This window comes from Pseudomonas asplenii (assembly GCF_900105475.1).
In the GTDB taxonomy this organism is placed as follows: domain Bacteria; phylum Pseudomonadota; class Gammaproteobacteria; order Pseudomonadales; family Pseudomonadaceae; genus Aquipseudomonas; species Aquipseudomonas asplenii.
The window spans coordinates 5040089-5056259 of the sequence record NZ_LT629777.1 but is presented as its reverse complement, the minus strand read 5'-3'; the positions used below and the strand labels follow the sequence as shown (position 1 = coordinate 5056259).

The window sequence follows — 16171 nt, the reverse complement described above, 5'->3', positions numbered from 1 at the left end:
AGAGCGTCAGGCTGCTTGCGCGCTTGGCGTAAAACTCATCGCCACGCCATTCATGCAGTAGCGCAACCCGGTCGGTGCCGGCCCGTCAGGGAACACATGGCCCAGGTGGCCGCCGCAGCGATGGCAGTGCACCTCGGTTCGCGCCATGCCCAGCGTGCCGTCGCGGCGGGTGCCGACAGCGTTCTGCAGGGGCGCGGTGAAGCTCGGCCAGCCGGTGTGGCTGTCGAATTTGGCCGATGAGGAAAACAGCGCCTGTTGGCAGCCGGCGCAGGCAAATACGCCGTCGCGATGCTCGTCGTTGAGCGGGCTGCTGTAGGGGCGCTCGGTGCTTTCATGGCGTAGCACCTGGTACTGGTTGTCGTTGAGTAGCGTGCGCCATTCGGCGTCGCTGTGGCTGACCTCGAAGCTGTCGTTCGGCTCGCTCGGTGCAGCGCTGCCGCCCAAGGTCGCGGCAACTGCACGCCAGTCGACAAACCCGGCGGCGAGCACAGCAGCGGTACTGGAGAAAAGAAAGCGTCTTCTGGAGAACATGGCGTCACGTCCACGGCGGTTGATCAGGCTTTCAGTTTCGGTGGGCAACGGTCGCCAAATCCTCCCGCAAAGTTAAATTAATCGTGAACATTTTCTCCCTGCCGATTCGGCACAATGGGCTCGACGTCATATGCTGTGAACGTCACGGATCATTCTCTTGCAGGAACGCCGCCCCATGGATTCACCCAAACGCATTCTGATCGTCGAAGATGACCTGCACCTGGCCGGGCTGCTGAGCCTGCACCTGCGTGATGAAGGCTACGAGGTCACTCATTGTGCCGACGGCAACCTGGGCCTGGCGCAACTGGAAAAGGGCGGTTGGGATGCGCTGATCCTCGACCTGATGCTGCCGGGCGTCGATGGTCTGGAAATCTGTCGCCAGGCGCGGGCCATGGCACGCTACACGCCGATCATCATCACCAGTGCCCGCTCCAGCGAGATGCACCGGGTGTTGGGCCTGGAACTGGGCGCGGACGATTATCTGGCCAAGCCGTTTTCCATGCTCGAACTGGCGGCTCGGGTCAAGGCGCTGCTGCGCCGGGTCGATGCCCTGGCCAAGAGCCTCAAGGTCGACGCCGGCCGCCTCGAACTCAACGGCCTGAGCCTCGACCCGCTGACCCGCGAGGCGAGGGTCGACGGCCAGGAACTGGACCTGACCCCACGGGAGTTCGATCTGCTGCATTTCTTCATGAAGCACCCCGGCACGGTCTATTCGCGCCTGGACCTGCTGAACCAGGTCTGGGGTTACCAGCACGATGGCTACGAGCACACGGTCAATACCCACATCAACCGTCTGCGGTCGAAGATCGAGGCCGACCCGGCGCAGCCCGAACGGATTCTCACGGTTTGGGGCCGCGGCTATCGCTTCGCTCCTGCGGGACACGCAGAATGAACCTGACCCTGTCCCAGCGTCTGTCGGTGGTGTTCTCGATCCTGTTGCTGGCCTGCTGCGGCGCCTCGGTGTGGCTGCAGGTGCGCGCCAACGACATGCACGAAAAGGAAGTGGTGCAGGGGTTGTCCCGTGACCTGGCCCGCAGCATCGCCCTGGAAAATCGCCTGGTGGGCACCGAGGGCCTGACCATGGAAGGCGTGCGGACGTTGTTCGGTCAACTGATGAACGTCAACCCCAGCGTCGAGGTCTACCTGCTCGACCCCAGCGGGCGTATTACTGGCGACGCCGCACCGCAGGGCCATCTCAAGCGCGAGCGGGTCGATCTTGGACCGATTCATCGCCTGCTCGACGACCAGCCGCTGCCGATTCTCGGCGACGATCCACGCAGTACCAACGGGCGCAAGGTCTTCAGCGCCGCTGCGCTGCAGGGCGGCGGCAAAGCGTTAGGTTATCTTTACGTGGTGCTGCAGGGCGAGGAACACGACCGCTTGGCGGCGCGGGTTAGCGCCAGCTCGGTGCTGCGCACGACTCTGTGGGCGATGGGCCTGGTGGCGCTGCTCGGTCTGATCGCCGGCCTGATCGCCTTCCGTCTGATCACCCGGCCACTGCGCCGGCTGACCGAAACCATGCGCGACTTCGACACCGAGGCAGTGCCGGCCAGCCCGCCGGCATTGCCTCTGGCCGGTTCGGGCGGCGGCAATGAAATCCATGTCCTGGAAGCCAGCTTCGCGCAGATGGCGACGCGTATCGGTGAACAGTGGCGAACCCTGACCCAGCTCGATCAGGACCGTCGCGAACTGATCGCGAATATCTCCCATGACCTGCGCACACCGCTGGCCTCGCTGCATGGCTATCTGGAGACCCTGTCACTCAAGGGGGAACTGCTGGCACCGGACGAGCGCCGGCGCTATCTCGGCACCGCGCTGGCACAGAGTAACAAGGTCCGGCAACTGGCTCAGGCGCTGTTTGAGCTGGCGCGGCTGGAGCATGGCGAAGTGCGCCTGGAGCGGGAAAACTTTTCGCTCAGCGACCTGATCCAGGACGTGTTCCAGAAGTTCGAACTGATGGCCGAGACCCGTCACTCGAAGCTGTTGGCGGTGTTGCCGCGGGGCGCGTCGATGGTGAGTGCCGACCTGGGCATGATCGAGCGGGTGCTGACCAATCTGATCGACAACGCTCTGCGCCATACCCCCGAAGGCGGCAGTATTGAGGTGGCGCTGGTGCATGAGCCGGGCAAGGTGCGGGTGACCGTCAGCGATACCGGGCCGGGCATCCCGCCCAAACTGCTGGAGAATCTGTTCCGGCGGCCCTTCAATCAGGACGGCGAGCGCCGCAGTGGCGGCCTCGGTCTGTTGATCGTGCGGCGTATCCTGCAATTGCATGACAGCCAGATCCGGTTGTTGTCGATGCCTGGCAAGGGCGCGGTGTTCTGCTTCGAGCTGGCGGCCAGCGAGTGACCGGCGTCGCGGCCATTCACGGCCTCAGGCCGGTTCTGGTGTGGTGGTTGCCGGCAACAGGCCGTATTCGCGGTCGGTAGCCTGGGCCACGGCATAGCCGTGCCGGGCGATACGGTCGAATACTTCGGGGCTCAGACGGTCCAGGCTGGTTGGGAAATGCGCGGCAAACGCCGCATCGCTGCCTGGCTGGGCCTCGATCAGGGTGCTGGCGATGCCCATGTAGCTACCTCGCCCTTGCGCCTGGTCGAGGTACTCGACGAAGCTGCGTATGCGCAGAGCCCGGGACTGGTCGGACATGATGTCGGCCATGCGCTTGAGCCGCCAGGGGCTCAGCACACCAGCCTTGAAGCCAGGCTGGAGTGGCGCGCCGGCATCGCTGACGACAATCGGGTATTCGGAGCGTTTGCTGCGCCCGGTGGCCGCGTCGAAGAAGGGCTCCAGGCCAAGGTTGTCGTAGACCCCGCCGTCGTACAGATGCAGTTTGGCGAACGGCAGTTTCGTTTCCACTGCGCTGTTGAGTGGAGCCTCCCAGCCGCGTTGCATCCACTTGAAGCGCCTGCTGTCGAGCACCAGCGGACCGATCCCGCCGGGAAACGCCGCCGAGACCGCCAGGGCCTCGGCCAGGGGCATGTCGCCCGTCTCGGCGTAACCGATGGAATAGTCGCCCATATTGTTGCGCTTGAAGCGAAAGCGCTTGCCGTTCTCGGCCGTGGTGCCATTGATGGACCAGTCCGGTCGCGCATCGATCTGCGCCAGCCGGCTCTTTACGCCCCACTCATTACGGAGTCCGAGGGCCAGCAGGTTGGCTCGCGACAGGATGAAGCGCCAGTTCAGCGGATTGCACAACTGACGCAACGCACTGAACAAGAGGCTGCGCGAGCATAGCTGGGTACGCAAGGCCACATACGATTTTTGCAGGAACGCTGCAGAATCGGGCCATTTTCCGTCATTTTCATGCAGCATCAGCCCCACCAGCAGGCTGCCGCCAGACACGGTCGAAAGTTGGCTGACTCGCTCCAGCGCGCCTTGTTCGGCCAGGTACTTGAGTACCCCCAGATGAAACACCATGGCCCGGACACCGCCGCCGGACAAGGCCAGGGCGAAATCCGAACGTTGACCTGGCGAGACTGCAGGAAAATCCATTGTTCCTCTCTGAATGGGCTGATATGGGAAAAGGTGCAGTAGTAGCTTTTCGATATTAACTGGTTTGTCGGCGAAGCGTCGTGCGCGCTGTGCCCAATTCCGCACTTGCGACCGGGGAGTTGGAATAGAGTCAGTATGTTGTGTAGGACGGGTCTGGATTGCTGGCGGTGGGTACGTTTGGCATGAACGTGTCCGCGTACGCGGATCTTATGATGAACGTGGCTGCAGGCTCATTGCTTATTTGTCGTCATTGTTAAAGCTCACGGGCTGGCGATCCGCCGAAGGCGGCCATTCACTTGCCAGCCCGTGGGCTTGCACAGGACAAGGCTCAACAGGTCATGCGGTCTTGCGTTGCTCGACCTCGGTCGGCTTGCCGAGATCGGCCATCCGACGCTCGATCAGCACATTGCGCAATGCCTGACGTGAAGGCGCGTCCAGTTGATGGGCGCGTAAATTGAGTTCCAGCAGAATCGGGGTGGACCAGTTGCGGTAAGTGCGTTCGGCGATCAGTACGGGGGTCGTCATTGATTTCTCCTTGAACAATAGTCTGCAGAGCAAACGGGGATTCCATAAGTCGCAAAGGCTAGTAGAGGAAACGATGGGATGCATGCAATGTCCGACGGCTGGCATTGTGCAATCGTGCTGTTCGTCGGATAGCCGATGGCCTGCCGTGAGGTCGGGACGTCCTCCTTCAGATGCGCGCCAGGGCCTGCGCCAAGTCGGCCCGCAAGTCCTCGACATCCTCCACGCCCACCGACAGGCGCACCAGCGCATCGCCGATGCCCAGTTGTGCACGGGTAGGCGCCGGGATGGTGGCGTGGGTCATGATCGCCGGGTGTTCGATCAGGCTTTCCACGCCGCCCAGGCTCTCGGCCAGGGCGAATATCTGCACGCTTTCCAGGAAGCGCCGCGAGCCGGCGAGATCGGTTTTCAGGTCGACAGAAATCATTCCGCCAAAGCCGCGCATCTGTCGACGGGCCAGTTCGTGCTGCGGGTGTGAGGGCAGGCCGGGATAGTGCACTCGGGCCACTTGTGGCTGGCGCTCCAGCCAGGTCGCCAGTTCCAGCGCATTGCTGCAATGCCGCTCCATGCGCAGTGCCAGGGTCTTCACCCCGCGCAAGGTCAGAAAGGCATCGAATGGCCCGCTGATGGCCCCGACCGCGTTCTGCAGGAAACCCAGACGCTCGGCGAGTTCGGCGTTCTGTCCGACCACGGCGATGCCTCCGATCACGTCGGAGTGGCCGTTGAGGTACTTGGTGGTCGAGTGCACGACGATATCGAAACCCAGTTCCAGCGGGCGCTGGACCCACGGGCTGGCAAAGGTGTTGTCGGCCACGCAGAGGATACCCCGGTCGCGGCAAAGACGGGCGACGGCCGCAAGGTCGGTGAGGCTCAGGAGGGGATTGCTCGGCGTCTCGATCCAGACCATCCGTGTATCTTCCTGCAGCGCTGCTGGCAGTGCGTCGGGGGCGGTCAGGTCGACGAAGCTGAAACGATGCCCGGCGCTGCGCTGGCGGACCTTGTCGAACAGGCGGAAGGTGCCGCCATACAGATCATTGCCGGACACCACGTGGGCGCCGGCGTCGAGCAGTTCCAGCACGGTCGAGATCGCCGCCAGCCCGGAGGCAAAGGCGAAGGCCCGGCTGCCGCCTTCCAGATCGGCTACGCAGCGCTCCAGGGCGAAGCGCGTCGGGTTGTGCGAACGGCCGTAGTCGAAGCCCTTGTGCACGCCGGGGCTGTCCTGCAGATAGGTGGAGTTGGCGTAGATCGGCGGCATCAGCGCCCCGGTGGTCGGGTCGGGCGCCTGTCCGGCATGGATCACCCGGGTGGCGAAAGCGCGAGAGGCTGCGGACGGTTCGTGCTGGCTCATGCAAGGGATCTCCGTAGGTGGTTGAGCAGGTCGAAACGGGTGATCAGGCCATGGAAGCCTGAAGCGTCGGCAATGATCGCCACCAGTCCGCGATCCAGTTCCGCCTGCAGCTCGGCGAGGCTGGCGCCGGGCGAAAGGGTCTGCAACTGGTCGGTCATGACACTGGCGACACTCAGGCGGAAATGCGCGGCGTCATCGTGCATGCCGAGCAGGATGTCGGACTCGTCGATGACGCCAACCAGCCGCTGACCATCCACCAGCACCGGCAGTTGCGAGACATCCGCCAGGCGCATGCGCTGGAAGGCGGTAAGCAGGGTGTCGTCCGGGCCGACACTGATCACCCGGCCATCCTCGAAACGACGGGCGATCAGGTCGCGCAGGTCGCCGTAGCGCTTGTACTGCAGCAGGCCCTGGTCGTTCATCCACTGGTCGTTGTAGACCTTGGACAGGTAGCGGGTGCCGGTGTCGCAGACGAAGGTGACGACGCGCTTGGGGCGGGTCTGCTCGCGACAGTAGCGCAGTGCTGCGGCCAGCAGGGTGCCGGTGGAGGAACCGCCGAGAATACCCTCGGCGCGCAGCAGTTGGCGGGCGTGGTCGAAGCTTTCCTCGTCGGTGATCGAATAGGCCTGGCGCACGCTGGACAGGTCGGCAATCGATGGGATGAAGTCTTCACCGATGCCTTCGACGGCCCAGGAGCCGGCCGTGCCGAGGATGGCGCTGCGGCTGTACTCGGCGACCACCGAGCCGAGCGGGTCGGCCAGCACCATCGCCAGGTTCGGCTGTACGCGCTGGAAGAACCGGGTCAGCCCGGTCAGGGTACCGGCCGAGCCGACGCCGACGACGATGGCATCGACGTCATGCTGGGTCTGTGCCCAGATCTCCGGTGCGGTACTGGTTTCATGGGCCAGGGGATTGGCCGGGTTGTTGAACTGGTCGGTGAAAAAGGAATCGGGAATTTCCCTGGCCAACCGGGCGGCGACGTCCTGGTAATACTCGGGGTGGCCCTTGCCGACGTCGGAGCGGGTGATATGCACCTCGGCGCCCATGGCCTTGAGGTGCAGGACTTTTTCGGTGGACATCTTGTCCGGTACCACCAACACCACCCGATAACCCTTGGCCCGGCCCACCAGCGCCAGACCCAGGCCAGTATTGCCAGCGGTGGCCTCGATAATGGTCGCGCCAGGGTGCAGGCGCCCGTCGCGTTCGGCGGCATCGATCATTGCCAGGCCGACACGGTCCTTGATCGAGCCGCCGGGGTTCTGCGATTCGAGCTTGAGAAACAGCGTGCACGGGCCGGTATCGAAGCGGCTGACCCGCACCAGTGGAGTGTTGCCGATCAGTTCGAGTACGGCGGGGCGGGAGTTGTTCTGCATGTCATCACCTCGTTACGGGTGGGTTCGTACTGGATGGACAGCGGCTCAGGGAGCGGGTTGTGAAAGGGCGTTGTTTGGACCATAGGTCGCTATTGCGCCGATCGCAAACGCAGAGGGGCAGGATGTGTTGATCGAACGCGTGCAGCCAGTGGATAGTGGCGTTTTGATCGTGACTAAATAAGTCGCTGTATTCAAAGAAATTTTTATTGCCGGGGGCTTCCCATTACGATCAAAGGTTGATACATTTGTCCGCGTTGTCGCAGTGGCCCGCCAGGGTTGCCAAGTAAAGCGGCAATGTTCAGCTGTAAGCTACAGGGGCGTCGCCAAGCGGTAAGGCAGCAGGTTTTGATCCTGCCATGCGTTGGTTCGAATCCAGCCGCCCCTGCCATTTTCTTTTTGCTTTCCAGTTTCCATGACCAGCCAGGCCTCAATAGCCTGAAATCCCCGATTGTCCGCAGAGCAGGAAACTTGCTAAAACGGACGTTTCGCTGTGTGCCGAAACCAGGGATGGCCGAATGATCCATGACGGATTTGTTGTTCTGATCCACTACGGGCTCTACCTGATCCCGGGCCTGCTGCTGTGCGGCCTGTGGTTCTATCTGGTGCCCAAGAACCAACCCGCCTTGCGCATCGCGATCCTGCTGCTGACCTTTGTGCTGCTGCGCGACGCGATGACCCCGCTGGGCTTGTGGTCGCTCAGTGGCGATTTGCAAATCGGTTTCATCGCCAATCCGTTCGTATTGGCCATGCTCGGTGGCTTGTCCCTGGGGCTGGTCGCGCTGCTGGCCTGGCTGACGCCGCCGTTGTGGCAATTGCTGGTGGTGTTCAAGGGCAACCGGATTGTCGGGCTGGCGGTGGGCGTCGCTGCCGGTTGCCTGATCGGCTTGCCATTGCGGCTCTATCAAGACATCGAACCCGCTGCGATTGCCGGTTACTGGAGCTGGCTGCCTGGGATGCTGGTGTTGGCTTATGGGGCCAATGCGCTGGAGGAGGTGCTGTTTCGCGGGTTCCTCCAGGGATATCTGGAGGGGCAGGTGACGCCCCTGCGGGCAGCGTTGATCAGTGCGGTGGCATTTTCCGCCTGCCATTCGTTCCTGGCGCTGACGGTGACCCAGTTGGGCTGGCCGGTGCTGGCTTTTACCCTGTTGGAAGGGGTGGCTTGTGGGCTGGTGCGGATGCGCTATGGCGTGGTGGCCTCGACGGCGACCCATGGCACGGCCATCCTGCTGATTGCCGTGCCGATGGCGGGGTGAATGGCCGCCTATGGCGGATCGCCAGCAAGCCGGCTCCCACGGGGCGTTGGCCAGAGTGGCGCAGCATGCCGATGCTGCCGGCTCAGCACTGGGCGGTGCACTTAGGTGTATTCTTCAGGCCAGAACACTCTTCTTCAGGCCAGAACACTCAGCCACGCCGACACCAACAGCAGCAGCGCCATGCAGCGATTGAAGCGCTGCAGCGCCAGTGGCGAGCGCAGCAGCCGAGCCGATCCGGCGCCGAGGATGGCCCAGAGGCCCATGCACGGCAGTGAGACCAGGAAGAAAGCCAGAGACAGCGAAATGATGTGAGCCTGGCGTTCGGCACCGTTGCCGGCGAACACGCCGACCACTGCCAGGGCCATCATCCACACCTTGGGGTTGATCAGTTGCAGGCTGGCTGCGCTCAGCAAGCCGAGCCGCCTTGGCTCATGGGCACCGGTTTCCAGGCCGCTCACCGGGGCATTGAAGATCTGCCAGGCCAGCAGGCTCAGCCAGGCGATCCCCAGCCATTGCATGACCCTGTGTACCCGTGGCAGATCGCTCAGCGACTGGCCGACCCCACTGCCCACCAGCAGCACGATCAACGCGGCACCAGCACCAGCGCCGAGAATGATCGGCAGCGCCGCCATCAGGCCATGGCGCGCGCTGTTGCTCAGTACGAGGATATTGTTCGGCCCCGGCGTGACCGAGGCGACGAAGGCGAACAGCAGAAACGGCAACAGGTTGGGGAAGTTGGACAGCATGGTTCAAGACTCCGCGAATGGATCGATGTGACGATCTTCGCGGCTGTCGCCTCAGGCGTCTGGAAGGTTTGAGCAACGCTTGCGGTAGGCCGCTGGTGTCAGGCCATAGGCGCGGACGAACCAGCGTCCCAGATGGCTCTGGTCGGAGAAGCCGAGACTCATGGCCACGCTCGCCGGTTGTTCGCCCATCGCCAGCAAGCGCCGTGCCCGGGCCAGGCGCAATTGCACCAGGTAGGCGTGGGGCGGCAGGCCATAGGCTGACTTGAAGGCGCGGGTCAGGCGAAAGCGGTCGACGCCGGTCGCCCGCGCCAGGTCATCCAGGCTGACATCCAGGTGCAGGTTGGCGTGCAGGTACTCGCGCGCACGTTGTGCCACCTGCGGCAGGCGCGGGTCTTCGCGGTAGCGGGTACGCCAGTGCAGGTGGCGGGTGAGGGCGTCGAACATCTGGTCCAGGGCGCTTTGCTGGACAATCCGCAATTCCGGGCTGTGCATCGCCTGGAACGCCGCGCTGGTGGCCAGGGCCAGACGACTGTCGCCGGTTGCCAGTGGCGTACAGAACGCCAATTGGCTATTGGCCGGGGCTTCCTCGAACAACGCACCCAGCTCGCGCTCCAGCCAGTGTGGCTCAAGGTACAGTGTCCGGTAGGTGAAGCCGCCTTCGGTGGGCGCATCGCCGTCGTGGATTTCCCCGGGCTCGAGCATGAACACGTGGCCGGGCATGCTGTGATAGCGGGTGCGCTGGCAATTGAACTGCTGCACCCCCTGTTCGGTGACGCCTATCAGGTAGGTGTCATGCCAGTGGGCGTCATAGGCGTGCCCCTTGAAATGGGCACGGAGGGTTTCGATACCGGTATCGCGATCCTGAGTCAGGTCGATCCAGTTGTCGGCGTTGCTGGACATGCTGTACCTGGAACATTGCTCAATCGTGCAGGGTGCCAGTAGGCATCGTTTTGCCAGGGTAAGTCTAGAACATCCGTGCAATCGTGGGGGCCTGGACCCGCGTGCTTCGACCGGGGATGGCGGGGGCTATATGTACGGGTCACATCTTGCGCCACTAAGAACATGCGATAAATGATAAAACCTGCAAGTTGATAAATGACTGGCTGGTCACTTATTGGTGTGCAGGGCTTATGCACTTTTTCGACTTGAATATTTCCAATGTCCTGCTGATGAAGCTCGGAAAAATCCTTCAGAAAATATTTTCAGGGGAATAAGCAATGTTTGCGGGATCTTTCCGGTTTAAAGCATTTTGATATCAAAAAAAGCGCTAGACGGTTGATTTCAAAATGTGTCAATTTCTCGCTGCCTTCAAAAAAGGCGAGTGATAGGATGATCTCGCCAAGGGATTGTCGCTATCTGACAAAAACTGTTTCACTTGCAAACAAGGAAGTGTGTTTATGTCGAAAGTCAAAGCGAAAGCTATTGGTTCGGTAGAGTCGGCACTGGCGGCCAGTGGTACAAGTTCCGCCTTCAACCAGATCGATAGCTTCAGCCATCAATACGACCGTGGTGGCAATCTCACGGTCAATGGCAAACCCTCCTATTCCGTCGATCAGGCCGCCACGTACCTGTTGCGTGACGGTGCCGCCTGGCACGATCTGAACGGTAGCGGCAAGATCGAACTGACCTATACCTTCCTGACGTCCCCGACCTCGAACTTCAGCGGTCTGGGCGTTACCGGGTTCAGTCAGTTCAGTACACTGCAGAAGTCGCAGGCGGTGTTGGCCATGCAGTCCTGGGCCGACGTTGCCAACGTGACCTTCACCGAGGCCGCGAAGGGTGGCGATGGTCACATGACCTTTGGTAACTACAGCGGCGGCCAGGAAGGGGCGGCGGCATTCGCCTTCCTGCCGGGCACCGAACCTGGCTATGACGGCCAGTCCTGGTACCTGACCGGTAGCGGCTACAACGTCAACAAGACGCCTGGCCTGAACAACTACGGTCGCCAGACCCTCACCCACGAGATCGGCCACACCCTGGGCCTGTCCCACCCCGGCGACTATAACGCCGGCGAGGGCAACCCGACCTACAAGGATGCGACCTACGGGCAGGACACCCGCGGCTATAGCGTCATGAGCTACTGGAGTGAAAGCAACACCAGCCAGAACTTCAGCAAGGGTGGTGTCGAGGCCTATTCGTCCGGCCCGCTGATGGACGACATCGCCGCGATCCAGAAACTCTACGGCGCCAACTACAGCACCCGTGCCGGTGATACCACCTATGGTTTCAACTCCAATGCCGGTCGCGACTACCTGAGTGCCAACTCGTCTTCGGACAAGCTGGTGTTCTCGGTCTGGGATGGCGGCGGCAACGATACCCTGGACTTCTCCGGCTTTACCCAGAGCCAGAAGATCAACCTGCATGCCGGCTCGTTCTCCGATGTCGGTGGCATGGTCGGCAATATCTCGATTGCCCAGGGCGTTACCGTCGAGAATGCCATCGGTGGTTCGGGCAACGACCTGCTGATCGGTAACGATGTGGCCAACGAACTGCGTGGCGGTGCCGGCAACGACATCCTCTACGGCGCTGGCGAAGCGGACAAACTGTGGGGCGGTGCCGGTAGCGATACTTTCGTGTTCGCCGCTGTGTCCGATTCGACGCCGAAGGCGGCCGACCGGATCATGGATTTTGTCAGCGGCCAGGACAAGATCGACCTGTCCGGGATCACCCACGGTTCGGCGTTGAACTTCGTCAACGCGTTTACCGGGCATGCCGGCGATGCGGTGTTGACCTATGCCTCGGGCACCAATCTGGGCTCCTTGGCGGTCGACTTCTCCGGGCATGGCGTGGCGGACTTCCTGGTCACCACGGTGGGCCAGGCGGCGGTCAGCGATATCGTGGTCTGATTCGATGATACGGGAGGCGGCGTTCGCGCCGTCTCTTTGAAAGTTGTGTCGACTTATCCGCTTCGGCAAAGTTCTGAGTGGTGGATCGGCATGTTGATACTGTTGTGTTGATTTTTCCTATTGAAATGGATCCAACGTCGGATGTCTTGACAGAAGAATCACTTTCAAAAGATGAGAGGGCGGTATTTGCAGGAACTTTCGGATAAGAGGCTGTTCAATGCGCGCCCCTGTTATCGGGCAATGACTGCTCGTATACATTTTTCCATGCATTAAGGATTTCGCGTGATAACTCCTCATTCCGAAACAGCAACTTCCGAACCCCTTTCGTTCAAGCTTCAGGCCAGTCACCCGGAACTCTCCGAACGGGGTGGACCGGGGCTGATCAATGGCAAGCCGTCCTATTCGGTGGATCAGTCGGCCGCACAGATCAGTCGCAGCGGCCATACCTGGAAAGACCTGGACAATGACGGCAAGGTCCACCTGACCTATGCCTTTCTCGACAGTCCACCGGCGAATTTCGTCGAGTTGGGGATGAATGTGGGTATCAGTGGTTTCAGCGCGTTCAGTGATGTGCAGAAAGCCCAGGCGAAGCTGGCCATGCAGTCCTGGGCGGATGTCGCCAATCTGAGCTTCACCGAGGCGCAGGCCGGTGGTGACGGACATTTGAGCTTCGGCAATTACAGTGCCGGGCCGTCGGGGGGCTCGGCGTTCGCGTTTCAGCCCCAGGGTGAGCCCGACTACGATGGGCAGTCCTGGTACCTGATCGGCAGCGGCTACGACACCAACAAGACGCCGGAGCTGAACAATTTCGGACGTCTGACGCTGGTTCACGAGATCGGTCATAGCCTCGGCCTGTCGCACCTAGGCGATTACGATGCGACCCGTGGCAATCCGAGCTACAAGGACGCCCTCTACGTGCAGGACACCCTCGGTTTCAGCGTCATGAGCTACTGGAGTGAAAGCAACACCGGTCAGAACTTCACCAAGGGCGGGGTCGCCGCCTATTCGTCCGCTCCACTGCTGGACGATATCGCGGCGATCCAGAAGCTCTATGGTGCCAACCACGACACCCGGGCCGATGACACCGTCTACGGTTTCAATTCCAACACCGGCCGCGACTACCTGAGTGCCCGCTCGGACGCGGATGCACTGGTGTTTTCGGTGTGGGATGGTGGCGGTAACGACACCCTGGATTTCTCCGGTTTCAGCCAGGACCAGACGATCAACCTGAACGAAGCCTCGTTTTCCGATGTGGGGGGACTGGTGGGCAACGTGTCGATCGCCAAGGGCGTTACCCTGGAAAACGCCCATGGCGGCAGTGGCAATGACCTGATCGTCGGCAATGCGGCGGATAACCGGATCATCGCCGGTGAGGGCGGTGATCTGCTGCACGGTGGTGACGGTGTCGACTTCCTCGACGGCGGTGCGGGTGACGATCAACTGGTGGGCGGCAACGGCGATGACATTTTATTGGGGGGGGCCGGGGCGGACCTGTTGAGTGGCGGGGAAGGACGGGACACCTTCGTGTTCAACGCGATATCGGATTCGACGCATTACACCAGCGACTGGATCATGGATTTTGTCAGTGGCCAGGACCGGATCGACCTGAGCGGAATCACACAAGGTGCGGGGCTGAGTTTCGTCGATACGTTCACCGGCCAGGCCGGTCAGGCGGTATTGGACTATGACCCGCATTTCAAGGATGGAACCCTGGCGATCGATTTCTCCGGCAATGGCGTGGCGGATTTTCGGATCACCACGATCGGCCAGATGGCAATCACGGACATCGTGGCCTGAGCGGTGCAACCTCGGGGCAGCGTTCGCGCTGCCTCGTCGAATCGTATGAAGCATGAAAGTGGCTGTGTTGGAGGTACCGTGTCGACTTTTCTCATGGATGATGTGCCCGACTCGGATGTCTTTTTCGAGAAGTCGGCATTTGCACGTCGGGTGAGCGTTATCTGCTGGAGCCGCGAGACGCGAGCCTGTCCAATGCGCGCCCTCGTTGCCGGGCAATCGCCTGGACGAGCACGTTCTTTCCATGCCTCAAGGATTTAGCATGACTCTTCTGCATTCCCAAACACTGACCTCCAGGCAAGCACTCTCCGAGGACTATCAAGCCGGCGGCAAGCCGTCCTATTCCGTGACCCAGGCGGCCACACAGATCACCCGTACCGGCGATGTACTGCAGGACCGGGACAACAATGGACGGATCGACCTGACCTACACCTTTCTCAGCGCTGAACCCTCCGACTTCGCCGACATGGAGTTGCGCGGGTTCAGTGAATTCAGCGAGCAACAGAAACAGCAGGCGCAGCGCTCCATGCAGTCGTGGGCGGATGTTGCCAATGTCACCTTCACCGAGGCGGCGAGTGGCGGGGATGGGCACCTGACCCTGGGTAACTACAGTGACGGCGATCTTAGCGGTGCAATGGCCTTTGCGTTCATGCCCCATCCCCTTGAGGAAGGCCAGTCCTGGTATCAGGTCGATGCTATCGACAGCTGGGCTGGCTGGTTCTGGCGCCAGCTCGGTATCGACAACGAGCCCAACAAGACCCCGGCACTGAACAACCTGGGTCGTCATATCCTCACCCACGAGATCGGCCATAACCTGGGCTTGTCCCATCCCGGTGACTACAACGCCGGTGAAGAAAGCTGGTTCGACTGGCTCTGGCAGGTGGTCAGTGGTGACGATGGCTATGGCGGCGCGAGCTATGCCGAAGACTCGTCCGGCTACAGCGTCATGAGCTACTGGAATGAACGCAACACCGGCCAGGATTTCACCCGCGACGGTTCGCGGGCCTTTTCCTCGGGCCCACTGATCGACGATATCGCGGCGATCCAGAAACTCTACGGGGCCAACCTCCACACCCGTGCCGACGACACCGTATATGGTTTCAACTCCAACACCGATCGCGATTACCTGAGCGCCACCTCGTCCTCGGACACGCTGGTGTTCACTGTCTGGGATGGCGGCGGTAACGACACCCTGGATTTCTCCGGCTTTACCCAGGACCAGAGGATCTATCTCGCCGAGGATCTGTTTTCCGATGTGGGCGGGTTGCGAGGCAACGTGTCGATCGCCCTGGGCGTCACGGTGGAAAATGCCTACGGTGGCAGCGGTAACGACCTGATGATCGGCAACGAGGCGGACAACCTGCTCAAGGGCGGTGATGGGGATGACACCTTGCTGGGGGATCTCGGCAATGACTTTCTGTACGGTGATGCCGGCAACGACGTCCTCCATGGTGGCGTTGGATTGGACAGGCTGGAGGGCGGTAGCGGGCGCGACAGCTTCGTGTACTCTTTCGCCGCGGATTCAGCGCCGGGCGCCGCCGACTGGATCATCGACTTCGCCAGTGGCGAGGACAACATCGACCTGACGCAGATCACCGAGGGTTCGGGCCTGAGTTTCGTCCAGTCCTTTAGCGGACAGGCCGGGCAGGCGGTGCTGCGCTACGACTCGCTGTACGACGTAGGTTCCCTGGAAATCGATTTTTCCGGCGCCGGCCTGGCCGGTTTTCAGGTCCGGACGGTGGGACAGATGGCGGTCACTGACATCATGGCCTGATTGAACGTTGACGAGCAGCGCCTGCGCGCTGCTCCCTGAGGAGAGTGCGAGGGCTCATGATCGACCGATTCATTCCCCGTGTTGTATTGAAGGTGTGGCTACTGGCCGCATCGATGCTGTTGACAGGAGAACACTGTATGGCACGTAGCTTGATTCTTCCCGCCCCCGACACGCTGGTCGGGACCTGGCGACTGTATCCCCAGGATGACAGCAACGCCGCCTGCGAGCTGCGGCTGTCGACCCAGGCGCCGGCACTCGACGGTGATCTGGACTGTGCGACCCGCTGGCTGGGCGAACGCCCGACGAGCTGGGAACCGACGCCGGACGGTATTTGGCTGTATGGCGCCGCAGGCAGTGGCCTGGTCCACCTCAACCGGCAGGAGGACGGCCTGTACGAGGCGCGCCTGCAAAATGGCAAGACTCTGGTGCTGGTACGCAAGTCGACCTGAATGACCGGCGGCCTCGGCGACAGGGCTGAGGTCGCCGGGCCGC

General features: G+C 61.7%; 14 protein-coding genes and 1 tRNA gene. 8 read left to right on the top strand and 7 right to left on the bottom strand.

All coding sequences use genetic code 11. The annotated features are described in order from the left end of the window. Positions 1 to 6 precede the first annotated feature (6 nt). Complete coding sequence (gene msrB / locus BLU37_RS22310) at positions 7 to 531, bottom strand: peptide-methionine (R)-S-oxide reductase MsrB (protein ID WP_172833131.1); 525 nt, start codon at positions 529 to 531, stop codon at positions 7 to 9. Positions 532 to 706: 175 nt separating this feature from the next. Between msrB and BLU37_RS22305 the strand changes: the two genes are divergently transcribed. Then, the gene (locus tag BLU37_RS22305) at positions 707 to 1423 is read left to right on the top strand and encodes a response regulator transcription factor (RefSeq protein WP_090208974.1); all 717 of its coding nucleotides are present in this window, start codon (positions 707 to 709) and stop codon (positions 1421 to 1423) included. Further along, the gene (locus tag BLU37_RS22300; protein ID WP_090208971.1) at positions 1420 to 2880 is read left to right on the top strand and encodes a sensor histidine kinase; all 1461 of its coding nucleotides are present in this window, start codon (positions 1420 to 1422) and stop codon (positions 2878 to 2880) included. The genes BLU37_RS22305 and BLU37_RS22300 overlap by 4 nt, the downstream gene beginning before the upstream one ends. Positions 2881 to 2904: 24 nt before the next feature. Here the strand turns inward: BLU37_RS22300 and BLU37_RS22295 are convergent, their stop codons facing one another. The 4 genes from BLU37_RS22295 to BLU37_RS22280 all read right to left on the bottom strand — a co-directional run bounded on the left by BLU37_RS22295 (position 2905) and on the right by BLU37_RS22280 (position 7266). Continuing rightward, a complete protein-coding gene (locus BLU37_RS22295) occupies positions 2905 to 4023 on the bottom strand; it encodes a patatin-like phospholipase family protein (protein ID WP_090208969.1) in 1119 nt (372 codons plus the stop codon). Positions 4024 to 4359: 336 nt separating this feature from the next. Next, positions 4360 to 4548: a hypothetical protein gene (locus tag BLU37_RS22290; RefSeq protein WP_010448362.1), complete on the bottom strand. Its 189-nt coding sequence runs from the start codon at positions 4546 to 4548 to the stop codon at positions 4360 to 4362. A gap of 166 nt (positions 4549 to 4714) precedes the next feature. Next, complete coding sequence (locus tag BLU37_RS22285; protein ID WP_010448363.1) at positions 4715 to 5893, bottom strand: cystathionine gamma-synthase; 1179 nt, start codon at positions 5891 to 5893, stop codon at positions 4715 to 4717. Then, positions 5890 to 7266: a pyridoxal-phosphate dependent enzyme gene (locus BLU37_RS22280; protein ID WP_019363497.1), complete on the bottom strand. Its 1377-nt coding sequence runs from the start codon at positions 7264 to 7266 to the stop codon at positions 5890 to 5892. The genes BLU37_RS22285 and BLU37_RS22280 overlap by 4 nt, the downstream gene beginning before the upstream one ends. A 313-nt stretch (positions 7267 to 7579) precedes the next feature. On the opposite strand from BLU37_RS22280, the gene BLU37_RS22275 reads away from it, so the two are divergent. After that, positions 7580 to 7654: transfer RNA gene (locus BLU37_RS22275), tRNA-Gln, on the top strand. Between the two features lie 127 nt (positions 7655 to 7781). Continuing rightward, the gene (locus BLU37_RS22270) at positions 7782 to 8519 is read left to right on the top strand and encodes a CPBP family intramembrane glutamic endopeptidase (protein ID WP_090208966.1); all 738 of its coding nucleotides are present in this window, start codon (positions 7782 to 7784) and stop codon (positions 8517 to 8519) included. Between the two features lie 134 nt (positions 8520 to 8653). On the opposite strand, the gene BLU37_RS22265 is transcribed toward BLU37_RS22270, so the two are convergent. Next, positions 8654 to 9265, bottom strand: coding sequence for a LysE family translocator (locus tag BLU37_RS22265; RefSeq protein ID WP_090208962.1), 612 nt, complete (start codon positions 9263 to 9265; stop codon positions 8654 to 8656). A gap of 51 nt (positions 9266 to 9316) precedes the next feature. Continuing rightward, entirely contained in the window at positions 9317 to 10165 is an 849-nt protein-coding gene (locus BLU37_RS22260; RefSeq protein ID WP_090208959.1) for an AraC family transcriptional regulator, read from the bottom strand. Positions 10166 to 10662: 497 nt separating this feature from the next. Between BLU37_RS22260 and BLU37_RS22255 the strand changes: the two genes are divergently transcribed. The 4 genes from BLU37_RS22255 (at position 10663) to BLU37_RS22240 (ending at position 16128) form a co-directional block, all read left to right on the top strand. Continuing rightward, on the top strand, positions 10663 to 12111 hold the full coding sequence (locus tag BLU37_RS22255) for a serralysin family metalloprotease (protein WP_090208956.1): 1449 nt from the start codon (positions 10663 to 10665) through the stop codon (positions 12109 to 12111). A gap of 282 nt (positions 12112 to 12393) precedes the next feature. Continuing rightward, the gene (locus tag BLU37_RS22250) at positions 12394 to 13908 is read left to right on the top strand and encodes a M10 family metallopeptidase C-terminal domain-containing protein (RefSeq protein ID WP_090208954.1); all 1515 of its coding nucleotides are present in this window, start codon (positions 12394 to 12396) and stop codon (positions 13906 to 13908) included. 259 nt (positions 13909 to 14167) lie between these two features. After that, positions 14168 to 15679: a M10 family metallopeptidase C-terminal domain-containing protein gene (locus tag BLU37_RS22245; protein ID WP_090208951.1), complete on the top strand. Its 1512-nt coding sequence runs from the start codon at positions 14168 to 14170 to the stop codon at positions 15677 to 15679. Between the two features lie 137 nt (positions 15680 to 15816). Beyond that, positions 15817 to 16128 (top strand): protease inhibitor Inh/omp19 family protein, encoded by a 312-nt coding sequence (locus BLU37_RS22240; RefSeq protein ID WP_090208948.1) that lies wholly within the window; start codon positions 15817 to 15819, stop codon positions 16126 to 16128. Positions 16129 to 16171 lie beyond the last annotated feature (43 nt).